27 protein-coding genes and 3 pseudogenes are annotated in these 25,876 nt (G+C 39.9%); 12 read left to right on the plus strand and 18 right to left on the minus strand.

What is annotated here, in order from left to right:
* Positions 1–140: 140 nt before the first annotated feature.
* Positions 141–671: a hypothetical protein gene (locus ACWPWY_RS07180; protein WP_454191052.1), complete on the plus strand. Its 531-nt coding sequence runs from the start codon at positions 141–143 to the stop codon at positions 669–671.
* 53 nt (positions 672–724) lie between these two features.
* Here ACWPWY_RS07180 and ACWPWY_RS07185 read toward each other — a convergent pair whose 3' ends face one another.
* From ACWPWY_RS07185 to ACWPWY_RS07205, 5 genes and pseudogenes are all read right to left on the minus strand, one after another.
* Positions 725–1,618: an RCC1 domain-containing protein gene (locus ACWPWY_RS07185; protein WP_454191053.1), complete on the minus strand. Its 894-nt coding sequence runs from the start codon at positions 1,616–1,618 to the stop codon at positions 725–727.
* Between the two features lie 226 nt (positions 1,619–1,844).
* A pseudogene (locus ACWPWY_RS07190) lies at positions 1,845–2,884 on the minus strand (NADH:flavin oxidoreductase).
* Positions 2,885–3,113: 229 nt separating this feature from the next.
* A complete protein-coding gene (map, locus tag ACWPWY_RS07195) occupies positions 3,114–3,854 on the minus strand; it encodes a type I methionyl aminopeptidase (protein WP_454191054.1) in 741 nt (246 codons plus the stop codon).
* A 392-nt stretch (positions 3,855–4,246) separates the two neighbouring features.
* Positions 4,247–4,594 carry a hypothetical protein gene (locus ACWPWY_RS07200; protein WP_454191056.1) on the minus strand — a complete coding sequence of 116 codons (348 nt, stop codon included), beginning with the start codon at positions 4,592–4,594 and terminating at the stop codon, positions 4,247–4,249.
* A gap of 54 nt (positions 4,595–4,648) precedes the next feature.
* Positions 4,649–5,005 (minus strand): hypothetical protein, encoded by a 357-nt coding sequence (locus ACWPWY_RS07205; protein WP_454191057.1) that lies wholly within the window; start codon positions 5,003–5,005, stop codon positions 4,649–4,651.
* 470 nt (positions 5,006–5,475) lie between these two features.
* Here ACWPWY_RS07205 and ACWPWY_RS07210 point away from each other — a divergent pair, with 470 nt between their 5' ends.
* The 5 genes from ACWPWY_RS07210 to ACWPWY_RS07230 all read left to right on the plus strand — a co-directional run bounded on the left by ACWPWY_RS07210 (position 5,476) and on the right by ACWPWY_RS07230 (position 10,144).
* Positions 5,476–6,303, plus strand: a complete 828-nt coding sequence (locus ACWPWY_RS07210) for an aldo/keto reductase (protein WP_454191058.1) — start codon at positions 5,476–5,478, stop codon at positions 6,301–6,303.
* A gap of 663 nt (positions 6,304–6,966) precedes the next feature.
* On the plus strand, positions 6,967–7,767 hold the full coding sequence (locus tag ACWPWY_RS07215) for an amino acid ABC transporter ATP-binding protein (protein ID WP_454191059.1): 801 nt from the start codon (positions 6,967–6,969) through the stop codon (positions 7,765–7,767).
* A 32-nt stretch (positions 7,768–7,799) separates the two neighbouring features.
* Positions 7,800–8,615 carry an ABC transporter substrate-binding protein gene (locus ACWPWY_RS07220; protein ID WP_454191060.1) on the plus strand — a complete coding sequence of 272 codons (816 nt, stop codon included), beginning with the start codon at positions 7,800–7,802 and terminating at the stop codon, positions 8,613–8,615.
* 104 nt (positions 8,616–8,719) lie between these two features.
* Entirely contained in the window at positions 8,720–9,442 is a 723-nt protein-coding gene (locus tag ACWPWY_RS07225) for an amino acid ABC transporter permease (protein WP_454191061.1), read from the plus strand.
* Positions 9,443–9,493: 51 nt separating this feature from the next.
* Entirely contained in the window at positions 9,494–10,144 is a 651-nt protein-coding gene (locus tag ACWPWY_RS07230; RefSeq protein WP_454191063.1) for an amino acid ABC transporter permease, read from the plus strand.
* 102 nt (positions 10,145–10,246) lie between these two features.
* Here ACWPWY_RS07230 and solA read toward each other — a convergent pair whose 3' ends face one another.
* Complete coding sequence (gene solA, locus ACWPWY_RS07235; RefSeq protein ID WP_454191064.1) at positions 10,247–11,377, minus strand: N-methyl-L-tryptophan oxidase; 1,131 nt, start codon at positions 11,375–11,377, stop codon at positions 10,247–10,249.
* A gap of 266 nt (positions 11,378–11,643) precedes the next feature.
* Positions 11,644–11,985: a hypothetical protein gene (locus tag ACWPWY_RS07240; protein ID WP_454191065.1), complete on the minus strand. Its 342-nt coding sequence runs from the start codon at positions 11,983–11,985 to the stop codon at positions 11,644–11,646.
* A gap of 244 nt (positions 11,986–12,229) precedes the next feature.
* On the opposite strand from ACWPWY_RS07240, the gene ACWPWY_RS07245 reads away from it, so the two are divergent.
* Entirely contained in the window at positions 12,230–12,586 is a 357-nt protein-coding gene (locus ACWPWY_RS07245) for an MmcQ/YjbR family DNA-binding protein (protein WP_454191066.1), read from the plus strand.
* A gap of 229 nt (positions 12,587–12,815) precedes the next feature.
* On the plus strand, positions 12,816–13,157 hold the full coding sequence (locus ACWPWY_RS07250; protein WP_454191067.1) for an MmcQ/YjbR family DNA-binding protein: 342 nt from the start codon (positions 12,816–12,818) through the stop codon (positions 13,155–13,157).
* Between the two features lie 124 nt (positions 13,158–13,281).
* Here the strand turns inward: ACWPWY_RS07250 and ACWPWY_RS07255 are convergent, their stop codons facing one another.
* The 3 genes from ACWPWY_RS07255 to ACWPWY_RS07265 all read right to left on the minus strand — a co-directional run bounded on the left by ACWPWY_RS07255 (position 13,282) and on the right by ACWPWY_RS07265 (position 15,557).
* Positions 13,282–14,217: a phosphotransferase gene (locus ACWPWY_RS07255; protein WP_454191068.1), complete on the minus strand. Its 936-nt coding sequence runs from the start codon at positions 14,215–14,217 to the stop codon at positions 13,282–13,284.
* 16 nt (positions 14,218–14,233) lie between these two features.
* Positions 14,234–14,809 (minus strand): histidine phosphatase family protein, encoded by a 576-nt coding sequence (locus ACWPWY_RS07260; RefSeq protein ID WP_454191069.1) that lies wholly within the window; start codon positions 14,807–14,809, stop codon positions 14,234–14,236.
* A gap of 469 nt (positions 14,810–15,278) precedes the next feature.
* Positions 15,279–15,557: a nucleotidyltransferase domain-containing protein gene (locus tag ACWPWY_RS07265; protein ID WP_454191070.1), complete on the minus strand. Its 279-nt coding sequence runs from the start codon at positions 15,555–15,557 to the stop codon at positions 15,279–15,281.
* A gap of 393 nt (positions 15,558–15,950) precedes the next feature.
* Here ACWPWY_RS07265 and ACWPWY_RS07270 point away from each other — a divergent pair, with 393 nt between their 5' ends.
* Together ACWPWY_RS07270 and ACWPWY_RS07275 are read left to right on the plus strand one after the other, a co-directional pair.
* On the plus strand, positions 15,951–16,994 hold the full coding sequence (locus ACWPWY_RS07270; RefSeq protein ID WP_454191071.1) for a DUF418 domain-containing protein: 1,044 nt from the start codon (positions 15,951–15,953) through the stop codon (positions 16,992–16,994).
* 218 nt (positions 16,995–17,212) lie between these two features.
* A complete protein-coding gene (locus tag ACWPWY_RS07275; protein WP_454191072.1) occupies positions 17,213–17,869 on the plus strand; it encodes a hypothetical protein in 657 nt (218 codons plus the stop codon).
* Positions 17,870–18,532: 663 nt separating this feature from the next.
* Here the strand turns inward: ACWPWY_RS07275 and ACWPWY_RS07280 are convergent.
* The 3 genes and pseudogenes from ACWPWY_RS07280 to ACWPWY_RS07290 all read right to left on the minus strand — a co-directional run.
* Positions 18,533–18,844 (minus strand): annotated as a pseudogene (locus ACWPWY_RS07280) (aldo/keto reductase); the annotation flags it as partial.
* A complete protein-coding gene (locus ACWPWY_RS07285) occupies positions 18,780–18,917 on the minus strand; it encodes a hypothetical protein (RefSeq protein WP_454192924.1) in 138 nt (45 codons plus the stop codon). The pseudogene ACWPWY_RS07280 and the gene ACWPWY_RS07285, both read right to left, overlap by 65 nt.
* Positions 18,918–18,951: 34 nt before the next feature.
* A pseudogene (locus ACWPWY_RS07290) lies at positions 18,952–19,929 on the minus strand (aldo/keto reductase).
* A 206-nt stretch (positions 19,930–20,135) separates the two neighbouring features.
* Here ACWPWY_RS07290 and ACWPWY_RS07295 point away from each other — a divergent pair.
* Positions 20,136–20,681 (plus strand): TetR/AcrR family transcriptional regulator, encoded by a 546-nt coding sequence (locus ACWPWY_RS07295; protein ID WP_454191073.1) that lies wholly within the window; start codon positions 20,136–20,138, stop codon positions 20,679–20,681.
* Positions 20,682–20,704: 23 nt separating this feature from the next.
* Positions 20,705–21,166 (plus strand): DUF3139 domain-containing protein, encoded by a 462-nt coding sequence (locus ACWPWY_RS07300; RefSeq protein WP_454192827.1) that lies wholly within the window; start codon positions 20,705–20,707, stop codon positions 21,164–21,166.
* Between the two features lie 135 nt (positions 21,167–21,301).
* Here ACWPWY_RS07300 and cntE read toward each other — a convergent pair whose 3' ends face one another.
* The 5 genes from cntE to opp1B are packed head-to-tail and all read right to left on the minus strand — an operon-like array spanning position 21,302 to position 25,866.
* Complete coding sequence (gene cntE, locus ACWPWY_RS07305) at positions 21,302–22,495, minus strand: staphylopine family metallophore export MFS transporter CntE (protein WP_454192828.1); 1,194 nt, start codon at positions 22,493–22,495, stop codon at positions 21,302–21,304.
* Positions 22,496–22,509: 14 nt separating this feature from the next.
* The gene (locus ACWPWY_RS07310) at positions 22,510–23,256 is read right to left on the minus strand and encodes an ABC transporter ATP-binding protein (RefSeq protein ID WP_454191074.1); all 747 of its coding nucleotides are present in this window, start codon (positions 23,254–23,256) and stop codon (positions 22,510–22,512) included.
* Positions 23,257–24,066: a staphylopine uptake ABC transporter ATP-binding protein CntD gene (cntD, locus tag ACWPWY_RS07315; protein WP_454191075.1), complete on the minus strand. Its 810-nt coding sequence runs from the start codon at positions 24,064–24,066 to the stop codon at positions 23,257–23,259.
* Positions 24,047–24,934, minus strand: a complete 888-nt coding sequence (gene cntC, locus ACWPWY_RS07320) for a staphylopine uptake ABC transporter permease subunit CntC (RefSeq protein ID WP_454191076.1) — start codon at positions 24,932–24,934, stop codon at positions 24,047–24,049. The genes cntD and cntC overlap by 20 nt, the downstream gene beginning before the upstream one ends.
* Positions 24,934–25,866, minus strand: coding sequence for a nickel/cobalt ABC transporter permease (gene opp1B / locus ACWPWY_RS07325; protein WP_454191077.1), 933 nt, complete (start codon positions 25,864–25,866; stop codon positions 24,934–24,936). The genes cntC and opp1B overlap by 1 nt, the downstream gene beginning before the upstream one ends.
* Positions 25,867–25,876: the final 10 nt, after the last annotated feature.

Below are 25,876 nucleotides of genomic sequence, written 5' to 3' on the forward strand. Positions count from 1 at the left end.
AGAACCATCTTCAGGTTGATCGCTCTGCCAATCATGAATGCTATCAATGTTGACCTACTTACAAGTCAATCATAATATCCTCCCCTCTTTTATCCTTATTATGGTAATATATTTAATAATATCCCGAAAGGAGCGAATTTATGAATAAGCAAAAACGATCTGTTGGGTTACTTTCTGTACTATTCGTACTGATTTTGGTGATTTCTGCATGCTCAGAGACGAAGGAGATATCATCTGGAGTATCCGAAGCTATGAAAGTCGCGAAAAAATATAAAATTGCTGAATTAGAAAGCCCTCAGATCAGTGAAGTTACTGATGAAATAATAACCGAGAAACAAGAGGTTATGAAGCCTCTAACAACTGAAAACTTCTTTTCAAAATCAGTCGCATCCCGAGTTTTTACTCGGGGGTCTCAAGTAGCGGCAATTAAAGATAGTGCAGTCAGCCTGTCTAATCTTGAATTTACCGAAAGAAATGTAAATGAGACGCAAATCGAACTTAATTATACAGGTACTGCTTCATTGGGTGAAGAAGCTCTGGATCTAGAAGGAACAATCTATCTTTTAAAAGAAGCAGATGAATGGAAAGTAAATAATGATGTTTATAATACCGAGATTATAATGAATATTTTTGATGAGAATATGCTTAAAAATAATTTAGAGAGGCCATAATTAATGGACTCTCTTTCTTTCTCAGCTAATAGCTAAGGATTCAATATTGAAAACTAATTTCCAGGTAGTCGGATGCCACGCCAGTCGCTTACATCACATTGACCATATTTATTATCCCCCGTAGCAATCACGGTGCCATCCAGTTTAATCCCTACGGTATGGGCACATCCAGCCGCTATCGCTACAATGTCGTGCCAATCACTTACATTACATTGTCCATACTCATTCCAACCCACAGCCGCCACCGTACCGTCCGATTTAAGCGCGATGGTATGATTACTTCCTACCGCTATCGCTACAATATCGCGCCAGTCGCATACATCGCACTGGTCATATTTATTAAAACCGACAGCCGCCACCGTACCGTCTGACTTAAGTCCGATTGTATGAAGATAACCTGCTCCAACCGCCACTATATCGCTCCAGCTACTTACATTGCATTGACGATACCGATTATTTCCCACAGCTGTAACCGCACCGTCCGTTTTAAGTCCGATGGTATGCCAATCACCAGCCGCGACCTTCACAATATCTTGCCAGCCGCTTACACTACATTGACCTTCACTATTTCGTCCTACAGATAACACCTTGCCATTCGATTTAAGCCCGATGGAATGACACCAACCCGCCGCAATTGCTACGATGTTGCGCCAGTCGTTTACACCGCACTGGTCATATCTATTCCAACCCACAGCTGTGACCGTATTGTCTGATCTAAGACCCATGGTATGAACATTACCCGTATTCGTCGCCAAATGAACATTGCAGGCCACGACCGATATAATATTGCTCCAACCGTTTACATCGCATTGACCAAATTTATTATCACCAACAGCCGTAACTGTACCGTCAGATTTAAGTCCAACAGTATGACGGCGACCCGCTGCTATGGTATTGTTAGGCCAACGTTCTACCTTTAACATCGCTTCTCTTGGTGAAATGTCCATATTTCATCTCCTCAAAGACAAGTGTTTTATCCGTTTCTTCGTGGTCAACTACATGCAAGAGTTGTATGTCCCATCAAAAAAATGCTACGAACTGTCGTTCTTTGATGCTCCATACTGTTTTTGAACTACCGTTTCACGTTGGATTAATAACTTATATATTTGAGTATATACCAACAAAAAAAGACTGGATAATTATCCAGTCTTTTTAACATAGCATATTACTTAATTAATATAGTGTCTTAAGCGATTCAGATGTGAATGGAACCAAATCATCCAAACGTCCTTCTCTAATTTTAGTTGCCCACTCCGGATCTACTAACAGGCTCTACCGATGGCAACCAAATCAAATTCATCATTATCTAATTTTTGAACTAAATCTTCAATTCCTACGTTACCAGCACCTTTTCCTTCTCTGAATAGTGATATAAAATCACCGTCTAAGCCTATCGAGCCAACAGTGATTGTTGGTTTTCCAGTAATTTGTTTCACCCAACCCGCAAGATTCAGATCAGATCCTTCGAATTCGGGCTCCCAGAATCGGCGGGTGGAACAATGGAAGATATCGACTCCAGCTTCAACTAGCGGTGTAAGAAATTGTTTTAACTCGTCAGGAGTCTTAGCTAACTTAGCGGTAAAGTCTGATTCTTTCCACTGAGAAATACGCAGTACAATCGTAAAATCAGGTCCCACTGCATCGCGGCAAGCTTTAACAACTTCTTCTGCAAAACGTGTACGCGTAACCAGACTGCCACCATAGCGATCGGTGCGTTCGTTCGTTTTCTCCCAGAAAAACTGGTCAATCAGGTAGCCATGAGCTCCATGGATTTCAATGCCATCAAACCCAATACGTTTAGCATTAGACGCTGCTTGAGCGAAGGCATTAACCATTTCAACAACTTCAGATTCGGAATAATCATTAACGTTTTTTCTTGCGCCCATGTGCCAAAGTTGAGGAATAATTTTTCCTCCTACTTCATGTACTTCTGAAACTACGTTTGCCCAACCTTCTAATGCTTCCTTACCATAAATGAAGGGAACATTTTCTTGATAAGATGCATCCGCGTGATTAACAAGCGTGCCTTCCGTTACGATTAAACCAACGTTATTTTCTGCTCTTCGGCGGTAATATGCAGCTACGTCTGGTCCAGGAACACCATTAGCAGATAGATTTCGCGTCATTGGTGCCATCACTATACGATTCGAAAGTGTAAGATTTCCTAGAGTATATGGACGGAATAAGGGTTGTACAGATTCAGAATAAGACATTTAATTACCTCCGATTGAATAGTAGTCAGTAGCAATGATATGTAAAAAGATGCGATAGATAAATGCATCCAATTATCAGGTTATATACATGCACATGCATACAATTTAAAAGATTAGATAACGATTGTCAAGGAACGACTAATCAAATTGCACTAAAAAATGGTTATTAATTTGCCAAGCTAATACAAAAAAAGCCGAATTCCGGATTGGAATCGGCCTCTTGAACTTATTAAAGTGTGACGATAATTGGACCATTTTTAGTAAGGATGATTGTATGTTCGATTTGAGCTACAAAGCTTTTTTCAGTAGCAAAGGTCCAGCCGTCGTTTTTTTGGAATACTTCTTCCTCTAAGGTTGAGATAAATGGTTCGAATGCGATAACCATCCCTTCCTTTAATAACTCGTCATCCGTCGTATCGTTGTAATTATAGATATGGTCAGGTGCTTCATGTATCGCACGTCCAACACCATGTCCTGTAAGGTTTTTGATGACTGTTAATTCATTCTGTTTTGCGGTTAGGAATACTGCTTTTCCGATACCGCTTTTTTTGGAGCCAGGTTTTGCTTTTTTAAGCCCAGCTTCAAATGCTTTCTTGGCAACATCGCATATTTTAGTTAGCACTTCATCCCCTTCGCCAACGACAAATGAGATACCTGTATCCGCAAAATAACCGTTCTTTGAACCAGAAACGTCTATATTTACGATATCCCCTTCACGAATAACCCGATCTCCCGGAATCCCATGGGCCACTTCTTCATTAACACTAATGCAAGTATATCCTGGGAAATCATATTCACTTTTTGGAGCTGAAACTGCGCCTTCTTTCATAAAAAGCTCTTCAGCTATAGCGTCAAGCTCTTTGGTTGTTATGCCGGGAACGGTTCTTTGTACCATTTCGTCTCGAATAGAAGCAACGATTCTGCCAATTTCCTTCAAACCATGAAAGTCTTCTTCTGTTTTTGCAATCATTTCGCTTATCTCACTGTCCTTTATCATTATTGATTTCCTATATAAGTATTAAATTATCATATCCAAAGGGGCGATTCTTAGCAACTTTTTATAAATTTCGTGTTGTGTAATTAGGATGATTCTCCATATCAATGATGACTATGTAATGGGGATCCTTTATTCATATTGTCACCCTTCCGTCTTGAATATAATGATCAGTATTATTATTGATGATGAGCGGACAATGGAAAAATAGTTTTTTAATTTGTCTGCAGGTGGATATGTTATCATGCATTATCAGAAATGCATTGGTCTTCCTGCTTCGGAATGTTGGTTGAAAAAAAACTTAGGACGGAATTTCCAAAAACAACCCTAACCATTAACTTTGGCTAGGGTTGTTAATATTTATAGACTCATTCTAAAGTTAGTTCCTCTTTTTTATTATTCCATTCAATTATTAGAAATAATGACTCATTGCTAAAATCACGATCTGTAACTACTTGAAATTTAATCTCATTTCTCGGTCCCATATCCTCCATATTGCCATTCGCTTTTAAATCCGTATCACTTTTAAATTGAAATGAAATATCCTCGACACTCTTTTCTTTACCTATATATCTTATTGTATAAATCCCATCACTTTGAAAAGTAGCACTCCAATTTTCACTTTGGGCCCTCCAGATTTTCATATCTTCGCTACACCCGATAATAGACATTGCACTTAATAGAACAATAAGTAAAGGTTTAATCATATCTTTCATAATTCTCCCCCTCTTTTAAGCGCTAGAGAAGTACTTCTAAGTCTGAATTATGATTTATTTGTTAAACGGATCATACCCCTTAGCTATAATTACTTTCTTAATTGCTGGACTCATGCCAAAGTTTTTTATTTTTTTATCCGTATAGTCATACGAGATCGTAAATTCTTGTGCTTCCTGTTCAACGACATGTCCTTCCATAGCAATAGTATCGAGCGCCATCTCAGGTAATAACTCTTTATTCGTGATTACGATATCCAATTTATATTTATTTTTTAGATATATTATTGCTTCCTCTTCTGCTTCCTTAAAATAGGTCTGCTTATCACTTTCCTTTATGTTCTGACACCCTCCCAAAATGAAGATGGATAATATGGTCGTCAAATATAATATACATGCGAGTTGTCGTTTCAACCTCATAACATTCACCTTATCTATTCATTAATGGTTCTGTTATCTGCATCATAGTAAAAATAAACATGATCACATCTGCAAATGGTATCGTTTCTATGTATTCTATTTTACAAATAGTACCAATTAAATTATCCAATGTACATTACCCAATTCAACTATTTTTGCATCAGATCGTTATTATAATTTTGATTTTTCTCCAGTAGCTTTGTTACGACTTATACCATTTTCACATCTGAACGCCATATCAACTCTCAACGTATTGAGTTTGTTGATTTTATCCATCCCTGCGGGTCTAGAGAAAAAAGATAAAATGTGGGTTTTCCCAATCAAAATTGTTGCATTTCCTTTCTATTACCAAAAAGATTCTAGTATAATCTATACAGACGGCCATCTATTACCTATTGGCTGACGTTCAGCAGAGAAATTACATAATTGAATAATAAATCACATCAGAGGAGGAATTTCGGACCATGAAACATGTGCAGGACACAACAACACTTTATAACGGAGTTAAAATGCCTTGGCTGGGTTTAGGTGTATTTAAGGTTAAGGATGGAGAAGAAGTGGTTGAAGCCGTCAAAACGGCCATTCAGGCGGGTTATCGCAGTATCGATACAGCGAAAGCATATAACAATGAAACAGGTGTAGCTCAAGGTATTCGTGAATCCGGAATCGCCCGCGAGGATCTGTTTATTACCACCAAGGTGTGGAACGTAGACCAAGGTTACGAATCCACACTGGCAGCTTTTGAAGCAAGCATGGAACGACTCGATCTGGAATATCTAGATCTTTATCTGATCCACTGGCCTGTCAAAGGCAAGTACAAAGATACATGGAGAGCACTAGAGAAACTGCATAAGGAAGGACGCATCCGCGCTATTGGGGTGAGTAACTTCCAGATCCACCATCTGGAGGACCTGATGAAAAATAGTACTATTAAACCAGCTGTGAATCAGGTAGAACTCCATCCTCTGTTGACCCAAACAGAGCTTCGGGAGTATTGCAGCAAACATCAAATACAGATTGAAGCCTGGTCTCCACTGGGTCAGGGGAATTTGCTCGATCATCCGCTTCTACAAGACATCGCTACCAAGTACAGTAAATCACCAGCACAGGTCATTCTGCGTTGGGATCTACAAAATGGTATAGTTACCATACCTAAATCTGCTACACCACAGCGCATTCGCGAAAATGCGAACCTGTTTGATTTTGAGCTAACCACGGAAGAAATCGAGCGCATTCATCAATTGAACGAGAATAAGCGCTTTGGTTCGGATCCGGACAACTTTAACTTTTAACCTCGAATACACAACATACACAACACACAATTAGCTAGAATACATCAAAAAATCCCGATCCGGATGCAAACGCACCTGATCGGGATTTTGTTTGTTCAATTAGTTATAGTACCTACAGCGAGTGTCTCGCAGTAATATCCATACCTAGCACGAGCAATTCTTCTTTTTCCATCTCATCCCCGTTGCCACTAATTTCAATTCAACTGGATTATCGCCATCTCAAATCCCCTCACGCATAAGCTGCCGCCTGAACATGAAGTTCAATCCAGATTCGGTGAATAACCGGGATCATTAGCTAGACCAAATACCCGCTGGAATGACAATTCTACCACCGCCTTACGGGTAAGCGAATTCTCTCACTCTGTCATATCAATGCCATAGGTATAAGACTACGCTTTTTTGCCACGTACGATTAAGTACTTAATGTCATTTGTTTTTATGTTCAGAGTCATAAAGTAAACATCCCTTCTAGTATACTCTATAAATGTGTTCCGAATTTTGTGAAGTAACAGTAGAATAGATGTTATGTTATGTTAGCATTTATGACAATAAGTTTTGCTCGATAATATGTATTTAACATATTTACTAGCTAAATATCTAAAAATCTCTTAACTAATGTTATGTTTTATAACAAATCATTTGCCTTTAGCAGAATGAGTATGTATGATTAAAACACTTCCAATATATTCCACATCATTCCTATTCAAACAGACGAAGCAGAAAGGATGGGGTTTCTTGATTGAATTCAAAGGTGTCCAGAAGTATTTTGGTCATTTTCATGTCCTCAAAGATATTCATCTTCACATTGAAGAAGGAGAGGTCGTTGTCATTATCGGGCCTTCCGGCTCAGGCAAAAGCACCTTGCTCCGCTGCATTAATCGTCTGGAGACAATTACCGAAGGTGAACTTGTCGTCAGTGGTGTCCCTTTACATCAGAAAAAGGTGGACATCAACCTCTTCCGCCGTGACATCGGCATGGTTTTTCAACACTTCAATCTCTATCCTCACAAAAAAGTCATCGATAATATTACCCTTGCACCCATAAAGGTGCATAAACAACCCAAAGCGCAGGCAGCCTCTACGGCAATGAAGTATCTGACCCGAGTAGGAATTGCCGACAAAGCAGACAGTTATCCTTCCCAGTTGTCTGGTGGACAACAGCAGCGTGTAGCCATTGCAAGAGGTCTCGCCATGGAGCCAAAGATTATGCTTTTTGACGAACCCACCTCTGCACTGGATCCCGAAATGATCGGGGAAGTTCTCGATGTCATGCGGTCTCTTGCCCACAACGGGATGACAATGGTCGTTGTTACACATGAGATGGGGTTTGCACGCGAAGTCGCAGACCGAGTCATCTTTATGGATGAAGGCCGAATTGTAGAAGAAGCCTCCGCCGCTGAGTTTTTCGATAACCCAAGAGAAGAACGGGCCAAGCAATTCCTGAGTCGTCTGATTCACCACTGAGAAGAATCCATTTTGAAAGGGGTCTTTACCAAATGAAAAATGTATTGAAGTGGCCGTTGTTTATGCTGGTTATGATTCTATCCCTTGTATTGTCCGGTTGTAGCACTAGCGGTGGCTCTGGTGAGGATAACGAAGCCAAAGGCACGATTGAACAGATTAAAGAACGCGGCAAGCTCATTGCCGGCGTGAAATACGACACCAAATTATTCGGTTTGAAAGACCCTGCAAGCGGTGAAGTTGAAGGATTTGATATTGATATCGCCAAAGCACTCGCCAAACAGATTCTTGGTGACGAAACAAAGGTAGAACTAAAGGAAGTTACGTCCAAAACGCGCATTCCGATGCTGCAAAACGGTGACATTGATCTCATCATCGCTACGATGACGATTACGGATGAACGCAAGGAACAAGTAGATTTCAGTGATGTCTATTTTGAAGCCGGGCAGTCCCTGCTTGTGAAAAATGACAGCACGATTACAGGTCTGGAAAGTCTCAGTGGTGTGAAGGTGCTTGCCGTCAAAGGCTCGACTTCTGCGCAGAACATTCGCGAAAAAGCCCCGAGTGCCGAGGTGCTCGAATACGACAATTATCAGGATGCCTTCACAGCCCTCAAAGCGGGTAAAGGCGAAGCTCTAACAACTGATAACATCATCCTGATCGGCATGCAGCAGACGGATAACAACTACAAGCTGGTTGGTGGCAACTTCACGAGTGAACCTTACGGCATGGCGATTCGCAAAGGCGACACTGCCTTCGTCGAAGAAGTAAACAACCTGCTTAAAAATATGAAGGACAGCGGCGAATATGATACATTGCATGAGAAATGGCTTGGCAGCAAGCCTGAGTAACCCCGATTAATGATGGTTAAAACGGCGACTTCGCCTCTATTATACTGTGCATGGGCAGGAGGCAATCGCCGTTTCTACCTCTGGAGAACGGAGGCTTCGCAAGCATGGGAAAATTGGACTTCAACGTACTAATCAAACACTCGGATCGATTTCTGGAAGGATTCCTCAATACCATCCAGGTGAGCATTATGGCCTTAATTGGCAGCTTTATTCTTGGCGCTATCATAGCTATCTTTCGGATATCCCCCATTAAACCGCTCAACTGGATCGGAACGGCTTTTGTGGAGTTTATCCGTAATATCCCCCTACTGCTTGTCGTGTTTTTCTTCTATCTTGGATTACCGGCACTCGGCATTTCACTCGATGGATTCATCTCCGGTACACTCGGTCTGACCATCTATACGGCTGCTTTTATTGCTGAGGCAATCCGGGCGGGTATTCAGACGGTCCCTCGTGGACAGTTAGAGGCCGCGAGATCTTCCGGTCTTTCCTACGTACAGGCCATGAATCTGATCGTTTTGCCGCAAGCGATCAAGATTGTATTGCCTTCCCTTGGCAACCAGTTTATCAATCTGGTCAAAAACTCATCGATCCTTGCGGTCGTGGCTGGCATGGATCTGATGTATTTTGCCGATCTGATCAACTCAGATACGTTCCTGCCGCTGAGCGTCTACACCATTGTTGCCTTGTTCTACCTGGTGCTCACCTTGCCGCTCAGTTTCCTAGTTCACTATATGGAGCGCCGGTTCGGACAAAGTGATGCTGATGCCAGCCGTGCCAAAGTCAAACCTACAAAGAACAAAAAAGCGGGTCAGGTCACCATGTAAAACAGACTTTCATCCTAAAACCTGTCCTGCTACAGAAGGAGGCCGATGATTATGGACTTTAGCGGGGCCTACGCATGGCCCAACCTTCGTTTCTTGCTGCAAGGATTCCTGATCACCCTGCAAGTGGCAGGCTTATCAATTGTATTCAGCTTTGTACTTGGTACTGTGCTCGGTACTATTCGATATACCCGCATTCCCGTCCTGTCACAGATTGTGGCAGTCCTCGTGGATATCATCCGGAATCTGCCGCTGCTGCTAATCATTTTCTTCATTCATATCGTGCTGCCCCAACTTGGGATCAAAATGTCCGTCTTCTGGTCCACGGTTGTGGGTCTGAGTCTTTTTGAAGGTGCGATGATCGCTGAGATTGTCCGCAGCGGACTCAAATCGATAGAACGCGGTCAGGTGGAAGCGGCTCGCTCCTCTGGCCTGAGCTACATGCAGACACTCGGGGGTATTATCATGCCTCAGGCTTTACGGCGCATGTCGCCACCGATGGTGAGTCAGTTCATCTCCTTGTTGAAGGATACTTCACTGGCGATCATCATCTCCTTGCCGGAGCTGATGCACAACGTGCAGATCCTCGGTGGTCAGAGCTTCGATTACGTCATCCCTGCCCTGCTACTTGCAGCCGTACTATACTTCGTCATCAACTACACGTTGTCCATCGTGGCACGGCGGCTTGAAGCACGAATGACTTAACACAGCTAAAAGAAGACTTCAGTTCCACTTCAGTGGTGGTTTTGGAGTCTTCTTTGGATTTCATTTTTGTTCAATTATATTGTCTCGATTGGTAAAGCTATTTTATGAAAATCGATGGATTGAAAAAGGAGAAATGTTCTGTTCTGTCTTTCCTGATATAATTAATTCACTTAAAACCTGTCCAACTACACTGCTAAATTTAAATCCATGTCCTGAAAAGCCGGATGCAATGGCAACATTTGAATAGGTAGGATGTAAATCGATAATGAAATCTTCATCAGGAGTCAGTGTATACATACAGGTTTTACCATACTTCATTTGTTGAGTAGAAGGTATGTAGTCTTGTAAAAATTGTTTTATATCAGTCGCGTCTTTCTCTAGTTCATCAAATTCCAGGATGGCTTCATCTGGGTTGATTGTTTCTCCTCCATCATGACGGCCTACTTTTAATCCAGCTCCATCGATGTTTGGAAAACCATAGTAAATTCCTTGCGATGTATCAAACGAAAAGGCTGGAAAATCTTTATGATGATATACATCCTCATTGTCATCAAACCAAGCAAATGTTTTTCTTACTGGATTTAAAGGGAGATCTAAGTCTAGCATGGAGAGAAGACTTCCAGACCAGGCTCCTGCTGAAACCACTAACGAATCGGCACTAAAAGTATGATCATCGGTTTTGATGGTAACTCTTTTATTATCATCAACTAATATTTCTTTCACTTTACTATTGGTTACAATGGTAGCTCCGTTTTGCTCTGCGAGTTCTCGATATGCATCAATGCATTCCTCGCATTTCAGCACTCCTGATGTTGGCTCAAAGCAACCAATATAATCGTTAGGTAAAGTAATGCCCGGCCAGTGCTTATTTACTTCATCCGCATTTAGAATCTCTAGTGTCAATGAATAGGTTGTTGAACTTGAGATGATATTCTGAATAAAATTCGATTTTTCGTGACCTACGTTTAAAACCCCTGTGGGGAGAAACAATTGTTTTCCAGTCACATTCTCTAAATCATTCCACAATTCCTGAGCCTTGAGTGCGAGCGGAACGTATTTTACACCTTCACCGTATGCATGCCGAATGATTCTCGTGTCTCCGTGATGACTCCCTCTATTATGAGGGGGGTTAAAGGAATCTACTAATAACGTTCTCTTCCCACTCTTTGCTAAAAAATAACCTGCCGCCATCCCCATCGAACCTGCTCCAATTACGATTACGTCATAATGCATGGTAAGTTAACCCTCCTTGAAGTAGATATCTCCTTAAGTACAAAGTATAGCTACAGCTTCCTCTTATATTGCTAATGATCCTGACACATATGTATATTGTCATTTCCTTGGGATGAGATTTGTTTCTTCATTAAAATGAAAATTTAAATAGTACTATTATTAATATTCTTTTCATTTTATCACATATTGGAAATAAGCTGACCGTTGAAATAAAAGAAAAAGCAACCCATCGATTGAAAGGCTGCTGCTTACTTGTTCTTATTGAACTATCCTGTGCCGTTATATTGAAGAATTAACTGATATATTGCAATGGAAAGTCCTAAAATACTCGCTTTCATTTTAGAAGGATGATTTCTTTTGCTACGAAACAAGTAAAAGATAACCACTAAAAATCCTAAGGGAATCCATAGCTCGAATACACCATCCCTTGTACCACGGGAGAAAATTGGAGTAATGGAAGCGCAAATCAAAAAGTAAAAGAAAACCGTAAATCGTCTTGTTTCTAATTGCTTGCTCCATCTGACTAATACGAAAATAATTAATATTGCGATCAGCGTTATGTGTAAAGGAGGTATGAGTATAGAAGCGTCCCCAAGTTTGAATTCCATTCTGTTTTAGCCTCCCTTCTATTTTCCGCTTTACCCAGTTAACTAAGAAACAATTGCTCATTATAAACAACGTGGAAAGATAAGAATGAGTTACATCTTAAATTCAACAATCCTACGGCGAATTCTAAGATTTAATTCTGGTCAGTAATGGTAATTAGTTTTAATGTCAGTCAAAATTCATTCTTTTGGACTCAGATTTATTAAATCTGTAATGGAACTACCGTATAAGAAAGGAAGGATATCAATGAAAAGAGAAGATATTTTCGAACATGTGAAAGAGAAGTACAACACAACACCAGACTACCCATGGGATAATCTTCCTGATTATGCAGTTCTCCGTCACGACGGAAATGAGAAGTGGTATGGTTTAATTATGAATGTAGAGAAAAACAAGCTTAACTTAGATGGAGATGACAAGATAGACATCTTGGATATAAAATGTAACCCTGAGTTCGTTGGATCACTACAAAAAGAAGAAGGGTTTTTACCTGCATATCATATGAACAAAGAACATTGGATTACTGTAGTGCTGCACAAGCAAACAAAGAAAAAGATAATGGAGTTGCTTGATGAAAGCTACCAATTGACGAAAGAATCCTAATTAACAAGCAGCCTTCAAATAAAACAGTAGTAGTTATCGGATTTGTTTGATCCATCCTTACCTACTACTGTTTTTATTTTTAGAGATCTATTTTATCAGATTTAGGACTGAATTCGTTTTGTAATAAATTTCAATGTTGAAAATATCGTAATATTTATGGTTATATATATTCTTGATTCAGTTAATAAGGATTGATTCAAACATTGAAAATGAAAACGAGGTTATCAATATGAATATAAAGGATATTGTAAGACACTGTTTGTCGTATCCAGACTCCTATGAAGACCATCCATTTGGAGACGGTTGGACAGCGATTCGACATAAGGGGAATAAAAAGATATTTGCTCTGATCTTCCGTCATAATGATCGTTTGTGTATCAATTTAAAATGTGATCCTAATCATGCTGGCACGTTGCGAAATACATTTGTAGATGTACAACCGGGGTATCATATGAATAAAGAACACTGGAACACGGTTTATCTCGATGGCGAGTTATCAAAACCTGACATCCATGACATGGTTCGTGAAAGTTATCATTTGACTCAGCCCAAAAAAACTAAGAAATCTTAATCGAGACCGGTCACAAACTCCATTGCTGAATTCATCGTATATATCGGCATGGTCTTATCACTCACTCTTTTCTATTATTTTGTCTTTATGATACATTTCATAATGTTCGAATACTGTCATTTAGCTAATCCATAATTAAATCAAGAACTTGTTTGGCGAACGAAGCATAGGATTCGGTTAGGTTGGGACTTCGATCGATAGCCCACCTAAGGTTATCGATGGCTTTTAATAGCAGCAACTGTCTCATTTCTGGAAGAACTTCTACACTTATGCCGTACCCTTCAAGAAATGCTTTCAATTCTTCTTCATTCGGAGTTCCGTTTAGAATTTGGCACTGCATCAAACAAATAATCTCTCCATGCGGTACTGCTCTTACTTCTGCATTTCCCCAATCCAACAATATTACTTGGCCTGTCTGATCGACTATCGTATTCTTTAACGAGATATCTCCATGAATTAAACCGAAGCGGAACGTTCTTTTCTTCAAACTTTCAAACAGTTCTCGCACTCTCTTCGATTGCATCTGATTGATTATTCCAAGCTCAATCAACCGATCATCCTCTGTCAAACTATTGATGTTATACTGCACATAACCCAACCAACTGCCGTCCGATCCTGCATGAGAAGGAGAATGAAACTCACCATGTACTGGATCAATCAGATTTTCCCCATATCCATTCACTTCAATAGAATGAATAAGTTTAGCATATACACCAAGCCGCCTCCAAACATCAGAATTGAGAGTTGTGCTATCTAACCCGTTGTCTCCATCAACAAACGTTTGAATCATGTATGCGTTTTCATTTGAACTACCGATGGACAATACTTCAGGTCCGGGAATACCTTTTGCGGCAGCTTGTTCAATACACCACTTTTCTTTCACATAGATTGGATAAGCACCTATATCGTTCATGCGAACAACAACTATACAACTCTCTGTCTCGACTAGGAAAACCTGATTTACGAAGCCTTTTCCTATGATCGGGTATGATGTTTTTACTTGTTCTAAAAGAAAATTGGTTACAATTCGCTCTGCTTGTATGATTAATGAGTCTCCCATGGTTTCTTTCCTCCTCTCACTCTATTTTTAAGCACTTCATTCGATATACTCCCGCCTCACCAAGAAAATCTTTTCTAGTCAATCCTTTTTCTCCAAGCAGTGTCCGATAATTCGTTATCGTACCATCATGTGAAATAATAAATGTTTTTTTGTATCTTTTTGCAATCCAATCTAATAATTGTTTAGCATATCCTTTGAAAACATCTTGTTCGATCCTATTCATCCCTTCTTTCCAGCAATCCAAATTGAAATCGAGAATTTCAATATCTCCATAAAGGTTTGTAATTTCAGTTTTAGATAGGATCTGATCACATTTAAAAAAAGGAAGTTCAGGGTTCTGAGGAAACATTCTCGGACCGACAAGTGGAGAAATAATGAGATCTATATTACTCGTTAAAATAGTTGCCGTCTCAATTGTACGTTTAGTTGGACTTACAAGAATTAAATCGCTCGGTTCAATTTTAATTTCATTTCGTAGTCGCGCGACTTGACTTTTACCGTACTCTGTAAGACTAGGGTGCAGAGTATTCAAACGATCTGGATAATCATTGAGATGTTCTCCATGACCATGCCGAATAAATATAAATTCCATTTACCTCTCTCCTAACATTAGAATCTGCTAATAGGTATTTTATGATTGTAAGTAGCAATACTCACCTTTTTTAGTATGATGAAAAAACCGGCGATGTAGAGCATAGTTGCATTTATCGTATATGTCCCCTCTTGTAATACCTCTCTATAAAAAGGATTACCATATGTAGAGTTGTAATCAGAACTGCCACCTGCATACTTTTTATCAAACTAATACCTACAAAATAATAACTCGTAAGCAAAGTGGCAGCGAAATATAGACACATATCTAGAACTAGTTTCAAAACTTTCGGCCTCCTTGTCTTTATTTAATTAGTTAGTTCATTCTCTTTAACCAAGGATGGCCATTATGATGTTTTATTTGAAGTGCTTCTCTTAGCCACTGATTTTGTTCTGTGTTAAAGTATGGTAAGGACACATAAAGGTCATGATTATGGTCTGCAGCAACAATACTTCTTAAATAGCTTGATTTATAATAAAGAACAATTTCGCTTTTCAAATGGTGCATCTTGCTTTTTACTCAGTTCAAGGACGACGCCACCACCACATGCTTCAAATACCCTCCAGCCAAAACCTAACATCAATTCAATAATTGTATTTCTATCTTCCCAAAACACAGCAACGTCTAAATCCTTATGAATTCTAGTCTGTCTACAAAGAAAAATATCGATTGCAGTACCACCGCAGATCGACCAATCAAATCCACAATCACTCAGAAATGAACAGGCTTGCGAAATGATTTTTTCCACAACAACAATCCCCCTATAGCTATTACATCATTAAACCCTGGTTTTATTTTACATTATTTTAGAAATAAAATGCCTTTATTATAGGCTTGTCCTCCCTTTTAAGTACTAAATACATGTTAAACTTTCTGAAGTAAAGAAACATTAAGGACGCCTTTAACGTTTATTAGATCGGAACGTATTTCTAAAGACAGAGGTGATCGAATTAATACATTTAAACAACGCGTCCAACTGATCGATGGACTCCGAGGGTTCAGTCTCGCAGGCATCGTGCTCGCGAATATGCTAATTTTCCAATATGGTCAATTCGGAGGCAGCGAACCACAGTTGTTCGGAATTAAGGGAATGGACCTAGCTTTCCACTCATTCCTCTCCATCACGATAGTGGGTAGCTTCATGCCGATTTTCGCATTTATGTTCGGCTTCGGAATGATTAAGCTGTCGGAAAGCCTAAAATCAAAGGATCTCCGTCCGAAGTGTCATCTGAGCCGCCGTTTTCTGCTGTTATTCGCATTAGGAATACTGCATTCCGTTTTCCTCTGGGAGGGGGACATCCTGACGTTTTACGGCGCAAATGGCTTCTTCCTTCTACTGTTTTTAAACCGGAAACCGAAGACGCTGTTGGTCTGGGCGGTACTACTACTTACCGGAGCGGGTCTTCTTGGTTTACCTGCTTCAAATCCAGTGGATCAACTTATTTCTGCGTCACCGCATATGCAAAATTACATCTTGCAAAGCCAGGATGTATACAGCAACGGTAGTTATGCGGAGATCAAGAATTTCCGTAACCATGCTGATCCGTTTGGTGAGATGGATGCAATGTTCATTGTTTTTGCGCTGGTACTGGCTCCACTCATGACCGTGCCGATGTTCCTACTCGGCATGCACGCTGCCAGATTTGGGACTTTTGACGATCCACAAGCGATGAGACGTACATATTTTCGGCGTGCCATGTTCCTGATTCCGATCGGTCTGACATGCAAAGCGTATAGTACACTTACTCCGCAGCTCGGCGTGGATGGATGGCCTGGCATGGGAATTGGGGAAACGCTCGGAGGTTCGCTGCTTGCACTCGGTTATATCTATGCTTTTGCTCTACTGTATGCGAGAAGCAGCCACCCTGCCCTCATTGACAGGTTTGAAGCAGTCGGTCGTCTCTCACTGACAAATTACCTGATGCAAAGTGCGATCTGTACGACGATTTATTATGGATATGGTTTTGGACTGTTTGGTCGTGCCGGTGTGTTCGTCGGTGCTGTCATCGCAGTTGCTATCTATGGTTTTCAATTATGGATTAGTCCTATCTATCTGAAGAAGTTTCGTAGTGGTCCAGTCGAACATGTGCTTCGAATTTGGGTATACCTCTCGTGGAGAGGACAGCCGAGAAAGAAAAGAATTGCGCACCAGACTTCTGGGGAAAATACGCCTAGCGTCAACTGAACCCCTTTGCGTTGCAGACCTTAAAAAGAAGCTCGTTCCCACGGAGGAGCGAGCTTCTCAAGTTCGATAGCAAGGGAAGCCTTTCTTCTTGCTAAGTTAATAACTGCATATGATTCAACTCTTCTTTGTATCTACTCTATGTACGATGATATAGTAAAGCGAAATCCGGGTCTATTAACGACTTAAATAAAAGATATTCAGTTAGGAGGACTATTTATATGAACATACTCAAACCGAAATCGGCCCTTGTCTTACTTACGACAGTCTTAGTCATCGGTTGTTCTGATACATCTACAGGTGCATTATCACAAAAAAGGATTCAAGAACTCCGGAAAGACTATCCAATTACTATGGGAGCGGCAGCAAACGTAGATACTAGAGATGTTCCCTTTAAAGAAATTTTAGAATTTGCAGATTCAGTCATCGTTGCTGTAGTGGTAGATCAAGTTGAAGATGTTAGCGTAGAATTACCTATAGAGTCAGGCACTCCCGAAGGTAATCTAGCTGAAATAGATAAGGCTGCAGGAATTGAACCTTATATGCCTACTTTTGTATCGTACGAAGTAGCCGTTGATGAAGTTATTGTTGGTGATGAAGTGAAAGATAAAGTGAATATAATGTATAATTCTGAGTTATCGGATATAGAGCCCCATTTAAAGCCAGGGATGAAGATTATTGCAGCCGTTAAAAGAGGAGTTGGACCAGACCAAGAAGGAAGTTATACTTTTACTCGATATGGAACTTACTATATCGTTGATAATGATTATGTCCTATCCGCTTTTGAAAGTGAATCAGAAGAAATTAGTATTTTCACAAATATAACGAATGGAAGAACAATTGATAACCTAAAGAAAAAAATTAAAGAACTTTGGTAATAGCCGCTCCCTAAAAAATCTTTCGTTAATTACATTTAAAAAGGGTTTTCTCCTTTTACAAAAGGAATACAAATAATATAGACAGAGCCAATAAGAAAAATCCAAAAGGATATAGAGTTTATACGGTTTCTGAAGACGGTATTATTTCTATTAATAAATAGCCCACGGGTAAGTGTGTATAGAAAATATAACAAGTAGGAAACCCCGAACCAATTAACCCATACGTTCCCCTGGTAACTAATACCATAACCTTCATAAATGGGTCTCAATACTTCATCAGTCAAAATAAAGCCAATAATTAAAAATCCTAATATCTCAAAGATTGTTATTATATACGATTTCCAAATAGACAATCTGCTTCCCCCTTTTTTAAAACTATTCACATTTTTCGGTACATAACATATGTATAATCCTTTCGGCTACACTTTCTCCCATTCTGCCAAAACTTCATTTCCTAAGAATCTATACTATCTAAATTGTAACTCTCATCCCCACTACTTGAAAAGAGTAGCTCCGTCCTAGGTACTGCATCTGACATACTGACCTACAATAACAGAAACCGTTAGCTCCTTTGAAAAAGGTTGATTGCATAATCTACTTAAGAATCGGGTAAATAACAAAAGACCAAGTTGCAATTAGGAACTTGGTCTTTTGTAACCAACATTAAATTTCATATTTAACCTTACCGATCCATCTTACAAAACTAGGATCCCTGTGTGAAAAGAACACGCTGTCCTTCGTATCAAGAGAAGCAATTTTCTTCATATCTTCTTGATTTAAATCAAAGTCGAAAATATTAAAGTTTTCCATGATTCTCTCTTTATGAGCAGACTTTGGAATCACAACGATGTCTCTTTGTGTTAACCAACGTAGAATTACCTGGGCAACGGATTTATTATACTTTGTAAGCTCATGACTCTCTAATTGTTGGCAGAAAGGATGGGTTTCTACCTGGTTTACTGCTGGAACAATTTCGATCTTCGATTTGAAAAACAGCAAATCCGAGAATAGGCATTTCAACACCATTGTTTAAAATTACGTTTTGCATATAAATCCTCCTATATTGCTAAAATCCCCTAAATTTAATGATGACCAACGATCCGATGAGGTACATACTCTTCTTCCAATGAAGTGATTTCTTCCGATGTTAACCTAATTGAGAGAGCAGCTACAGCATCCTCTAGATGAGATATTTTCGTCGCGCCGACGATAGGAGCAGTTACTGGTTCCTTTTGCAGTAACCAGGCTAGTGCGATTTGAGAACGTGAAACATCGTGTTTCTGTGCGATAGATCCTACACGGTCAATGATTACTCGATCCTTATCGGCGGTAGCATCGTATTTCTGTTTTACAATTTGATCGGTTTCAGAACGATGTGTCTTTTCCATCGGATCCTTTGTCAATCTTCCTCCCGCAAGCGGACTATATGGGATAACACCAATTTTTTCAGCTTTACAGAGAGGCAGCATCTCCCTCTCTTCTTCACGGTATATAAGATTTAAATGATTCTGCATAGAGATAAACCGGGTCCATCCATTTCTTTCTGCAACATGTAGAGCTTGTTGAAACTGCCAAGCGTACATGGCGGAAGCACCAATGTATCTTACTTTTCCCGCCTTCACCACGTCATGTAAAGCTTCCATCGTCTCTTCAATAGGAGTATCGTAATCCCAGCGATGAATCTGGTACAAATCTACATAATCAGTTTGCAATCGCGCGAGACTTTTATCTATCTCACTCATAATTGCTTTTCAAGAAAGACCGGCGCCATTCGGACCTTCATGCATCCGGCCATGAATTTTGGTTGAAATGACAACCTCATCCCGATTTGCGAATTCTTTTAATGCCCTTCCGACAATCTCCTCGCTCATGCCGTTTGAATAGACATTTGCTGTGTCAAAAAAGTTAATCCCTAACTCCAGTGCTTTTCTAATTACCGGGCGGGATTGCTTCTCATCGAGCACCCATTTATGCACCCAATTCACATCACCGAAGCCCATACATCCAAGGCATATCCGAGAAACGTCCATACCCGTATTTCCGAGTTTTGTATATTCCATTTGATCACGCTCTCTTTCGTAAAGTTATTAGCTTCGTAATGAATTTAATTAACCACGCTACAATCTCTACAATGATGGATTATTCCCCACATGTGTATTATTATGTTCTTACAACCGTTCTGCAATGGTCAAATAAAACGGATTTGCGGAATAAGTAACAAATGCTAATCTATTGTGGAATATTATTGAAAGTTGGTGTCATACGCATGCGTAAAGTGGATCGACGAATACTTAAAACTCGGGAAGCGATAAAAAAAGCGGTTATTGAATTGATGACAGAGAAAAATAATTTCGATCAGATCACTGTTCAGAATATCTCAGACAGAGCAAATGTAGATCGCAAAACTTTTTATCATCACTATAAGGATAAATTTGATTTGTTGGATAAGCTCATTGAAGAGCATATTAATGAACTTCGAGGGATCTGTGAAAATGAATCTAATTCATCTGAAGAAGATTTCAGTTGGTTTGAATATTTTGCAGAAAAATACTCTTTTTTTTCAGTGATGCTGGCTAGCAAAGGTGCTCCCTTCTTTCGTAGTAGGTTTCTTGAATTTGTAATCGAAGATATACGCAGCGGATGGGATATGACCATTGGGAAAAAAAGTGGATTAAAAGAGGAGCTTCTTGTACAATTTTTCGCACCCGCATATGTAGGTCTAGTGGAATGGTGGTTTACAAATGGAATGCCGTATCCACCACAGGTTATGGAAGAACAAGTAGGAATTATGCTAGAGAACAATCTGTCATAGTTCTCAGGAAAATGCAATGTTTGATGATGTATCAACAGGCTGAAGAAGGAAGTGTTATAGGTTTGTTAACCAAGAAGAATATTTTACGTATAATTTCAGGTATTATCCTTATGGGAGTCTTAGGAATATTCTCATTTATCTTTGTTACGCTCTATCTTCTCAATAATGGAAATCCATATCATAATTATCTAATTAATAAGTATATTCCAGCTCATTTAGAGCAATTAGGCTATACGGATGATGACATAGTAGAGCAACACATGATAGCTCCAAAACACGGGGTCAATCAGAGTGTCTATCATGCGCATTATTTGGTGAATTTTAAAGATGAACCTCAATTGGAGTATTTATATGGTTTAACAAAAAAGGGGAAAAATGTTGTGCAATTCTGTGAGAAAAGAGGTACTCATTATAAAGAAGATACAATCGAAAAAACCAAGCATAGTGAAAGTGAATGTATAGGATATTTAGACAATAGAAATTAAATTTTTATTTAACTAACCGAGTTTAATGAACAGAAGTAAGCCATACGATTGACTCTGAAAATGTTAAAAGGCAGGTTCCCTACTGGATCATTACATGATCCAGATGTGAGCCTCCTTTTTCAATAGTACTATTATTTAGACAATACTCATGACTTTGGCAGGTTTTCGCCGTTCATAGGCAAATACGATCATGATCCCCCCTAGGACTGCACAAACCATGTACATAAATGAATAGGATGATAAATCAGCGACGGGTCCCATAACCACACCACCCAGAGAAATACCCAAATCTGCCATCGCAATAAATAAACCGATCAGTACGTTCCGATTCAGCTGAGGCAGTACAAAGGATAAATAGGTAGTTAATGTAGGATACAGAATAGCCTGAGCCACTCCCATTAAAATTGCTCCCATATAGAAAAATACTGCTCCCCCTGTTACCGAAAAGCTTACACATTGGGCTGCAACAGCCAAAAGAAACATCGTTGCCATCATAAATGGAGAATGCCATTTACCATCGGAAGGGATCTTTTTTCTTAACATAATTCGAGCAATTACAACGGTTCCTGCTTGAAGCATCAGATAAACGCCGGCATTACCGCTCGGTAATTGACTGGCGTAGAGAGGAATAAAGGTCGTGACTGCCCCAAATACAACGGAAGCGCCAAGCATTAATATACTGCATTTCAATAAGAAAGGGTTCTTAACTAACTGGCTAAAAGAATGAAACATCGTAACATTTTGCTCTGATGGATTTCCTGCAGGCTGCTCATTCCCCTTTTCCATTTTGGCACTATATCCGAAAACCCCTGTACAGAAAGCGATTCCGACCAGGACCACTGTAAAATGATCCATCCCTCCTGACTGCCAGATCCCAAGTGCAAGAATAGGACCAATAATACCAGGTATGTAACTGAACAACGAATAATAGGAAATCCCCTGAGATCGATCTTTCTCCGGCAAAGAATCGATAATACTAATCTGTAAGGCCATAGAAAAGAAAGCTGTTGATACACCCTGTAAAATACGAGCGATCAAATAGCCTCCCAATCCAGTGAACGTATATAGAATCAGAGCGAAACCATTAACAATCAGAATAAAACGAAGCACTTTAATCGCCCCATGCTTTTGAATGATATGACCTGCCCAGGGCCTGAAAAACATAGCTGTAAACATATACGCACCCATAATCAAACCGATGGTTGTGCTGCTCGCTCCTAAAAATTTCCCCTGTAACGGGATAACCACGTTGAGAATTGCGTTTGCGCTAAAATATAGAAGAACCAGTATGTATAGACGTAGAAAAGGCCATGACATCGCTCCATTCACCATTGATTCTCTCCCTAGAATGTGATTAAGTACTTCAACAGTTTCCTAGCATAGTCAGATTGAACATCCTTCAATTGCTCAATAGGAACTATTTCTTCAATCTGACCCGCTCTGAAAATAATGATTCTGTCACAAATATAAGCCGCTGCCTGAATATCATGTGTGATAAACACATAGCTCATCTGGTATATTTCTTTTAATTCTTTTAACAATTGGAGTACTTGTATTTGAACAGACACATCCAGAGAACTGATGGCTTCATCTAATACGATACATTTGGGTGCTGTGGAAATAGCTCTTGCAATACATACTCTCTGAGCCTCTCCCCCGGATAATTCATGAGGATATTTTTGTTTGTAGGAAGTGTCTAGTCCCACTTGATGTAATAACAAATCTATTTTATTCTTTGTATCCTGTTGAACCTTTTTTTGAGCGTTTAATGGTTCCATAATGGCGTCTTCCACCGTGAAAAATGGATTGATGGATGATGTGTAATTTTGAAATACTGCACTTATATTACCCAGCCTCACGCTACGATCCTTCACATTTTTTCCCTCGAATAAAATCGTCCCGCGATCTGGATTTTCAATACCCACGATCAAACGTCCTAAAGTTGACTTGCCACTCCCACTTTCGCCGATGATACCGAGACATTCGCCATGATGGCATTCAAATGCAACATTCTTCAATATCTGCTGTCTTTGTTTGGAGAACAATCCGCCTTGTTTATATGATTTTTCTATACCCTCTACCTTTAGCACTTATATCCCCTCCTGCATCAATGTCTTAAAACGATTGCTCAGCTCCAGTCGGGTAGATACTAAATACTGGGTATAGGCATGTTTTGGTTCTGAAAATACGGACTTGATGTTTCCTTTTTCGACAATGAATCCATCCTTCATGACCATCACTTCATCTGCAATTTTCTGAACAACGCCGAGATCATGTGATATGAACATCATAGAACAACCTATTCGTTCGCGTAATTGAATCAATTGTTCAACCACCTCAAACTGAGAGATCGTATCCAGCGCGGTAGTTGGTTCATCCGCAATAATCATATCCGGCTCTAACACAAGTGCTAAAGCAATCATGACTCGCTGCAACATTCCACCGGATAGCTGATGTGGATATTGATTTAGGATCTCTAGCGGATTTTTTAACATTACGCTGTCCATGGCACTTTTCATTTTGCGCTCAATCTCTCGGTTGTTCCAGCCAAAATGTTCCTGAAGTGTCTCCCTTATATGAACACCGATTACACATGAAGGATCAAATGCACTCATTCCGTTCTGTAAAATCATACAGAGGTTTTTTCCTCTTCTTTTTCTCATTTCTTTTTCAGAGATTTGATTCAGGTTCTCGCCTTTGAATAAAATGGTTCCGGACTGCAAAATCCATGGTTTATTCAGCCTCATAATGGATCTGCATGTTACGGATTTACCACTTCCGCTTTCTCCTACAATAGCTAAACAGCTTCCTTGCTTGACCTCGAATGAACTGTTATGAATGATGACTTTGTCTGTGTTGGTATCCCATATCTTTAAATTTTCAACCTCTAATATATTCATAAGTAGTCTTTGCCACCTCTTTTTCGTGAGACTTACTTTGTGAAGTCATTAATTTGGGATCTAAAGCAACCTGAAGTGCATCTGATAAAAAATTAAAGGAGGAAACCACCATTACAATAGCTAAGCCAGGTGCTAACATGAGTTCAGGTCTGGAAAACATGACTTCTCTTGCCTCGTTCAACATCATCCCCCACTCCGCATGGGGTGCCTGAATCCCCAATCCGAGAAAGGAGAGCCCCGATATTTGCAACATCATGGAACACATAGAACCACTCGAAATCACAGCAATATCGGCAAATGTAACCGGAACAATATGCTTGGTGATAATTTTAAAATGGGGAGTGCCCGAAGCTTTGGCGAATTTTACATAGTCCATTTCGGAAAATTGCATCACAGAGGTTCGAATGACGCGCGCAAACCAGGCCCATTTCATCCAGACAAAGGCGATCAAAATATTTTCCAGCCCCGCACCTAAAATACCGACCACGGCCAGTGTCATAACATACCCAGGGAAAGACAGCATAATATCGCAGATCCTCATGATCCATGCATCGGTTTTCCCTTTAAAGTAACCCGCGATAAACCCGACAATAGCACCGATCAAAACAGATAGAGTTAATGCAACCAACACCCATAAAACGCTGGGACGAATTCCATAAATGATTCTTGATAAAACACATCTGCCCAAGTGATCATTACCTAGTAGATAAGACCAGGAAGAGGATGCATATCGGAGATTCATATTCACTTCCTCGGGATCATGCGGTGCAAATAGAGGAGCAAATATACCCGCAACAATCGTGATCACAATGACCGCAAGTGATGTAACAGCAAGTTTGTCTCTGCTCAAATTTCGTAATATTCGCATTAGATATCCTTTCTTAATCTGGGATTCATCGCAGCATTGATAATATCCGATAGGGTATTAAACAACACAAAAGTTACAGCCAATATAAGAACATACGCCTGAATAATAGGGAAATCTCGCGTTAGAATGGATTTTACACTTAATCTCCCAAGTCCCGGCCAGGCAAACACATTTTCAATGACGACAGTGCTTCCCAAAACGATAGGGATCGCCATGCAAAATATCGATACGGCCACTTGCAGTGAGTTTCTTAAAATATGCATGGTTACTTTCTGCTCACTTAAGCCGCTTGCCCTTCCATAGAGCACATAATCTTCATTCAGGTTGCTTAGCATGGAACTCCTGACGGTTCTAAAATAAATGCCGGTATAACTAACCGTAATTACGAAAACCGGCAGAATGTAACTCAAATACGAATCCATTCCACTCGTGGGCAACAAATCAAGTTTGACGGAAAAGTACCAAATCAGGATTGCAGCAAGCCAGTAGGATGGCATTGCGGTCAGGAAAAAGGAAACGCCCCGTACTGATCTATCGACAAATTTTCCTTCTCTCATGGCACAGATCACACCCAAAAAGATGGATAACAGGATAATGAACACGGATGAAACCAGCGTTAACTTTAACGTGTTCAGAAAAGCCGGCCCTACCAAAGACCACACGGAATGACCCGATACATACGAGTTTCCAAAATCAAACTGCATACAGACAATGATCCAATCCAGGTACTGGATAAAGAATGGTTTGTTAAACCCCAATGCTTCGTTGGTTTTTGCGATTAATTCCTCTGTAATCTCTGGAACGTCCTGTGCTTGTAATACCACTACGGCGGGATCCAAAGGAGAAAGATTAATTAATACAAATGTTATAATTGAGATAATAAACAGCAAAGGGATGGCCAACAGAATCCGTTTGACAATATAAATTCCCATATCTATCCCC

Source organism: Paenibacillus sp. Marseille-Q7038 (genome assembly GCF_965111595.1).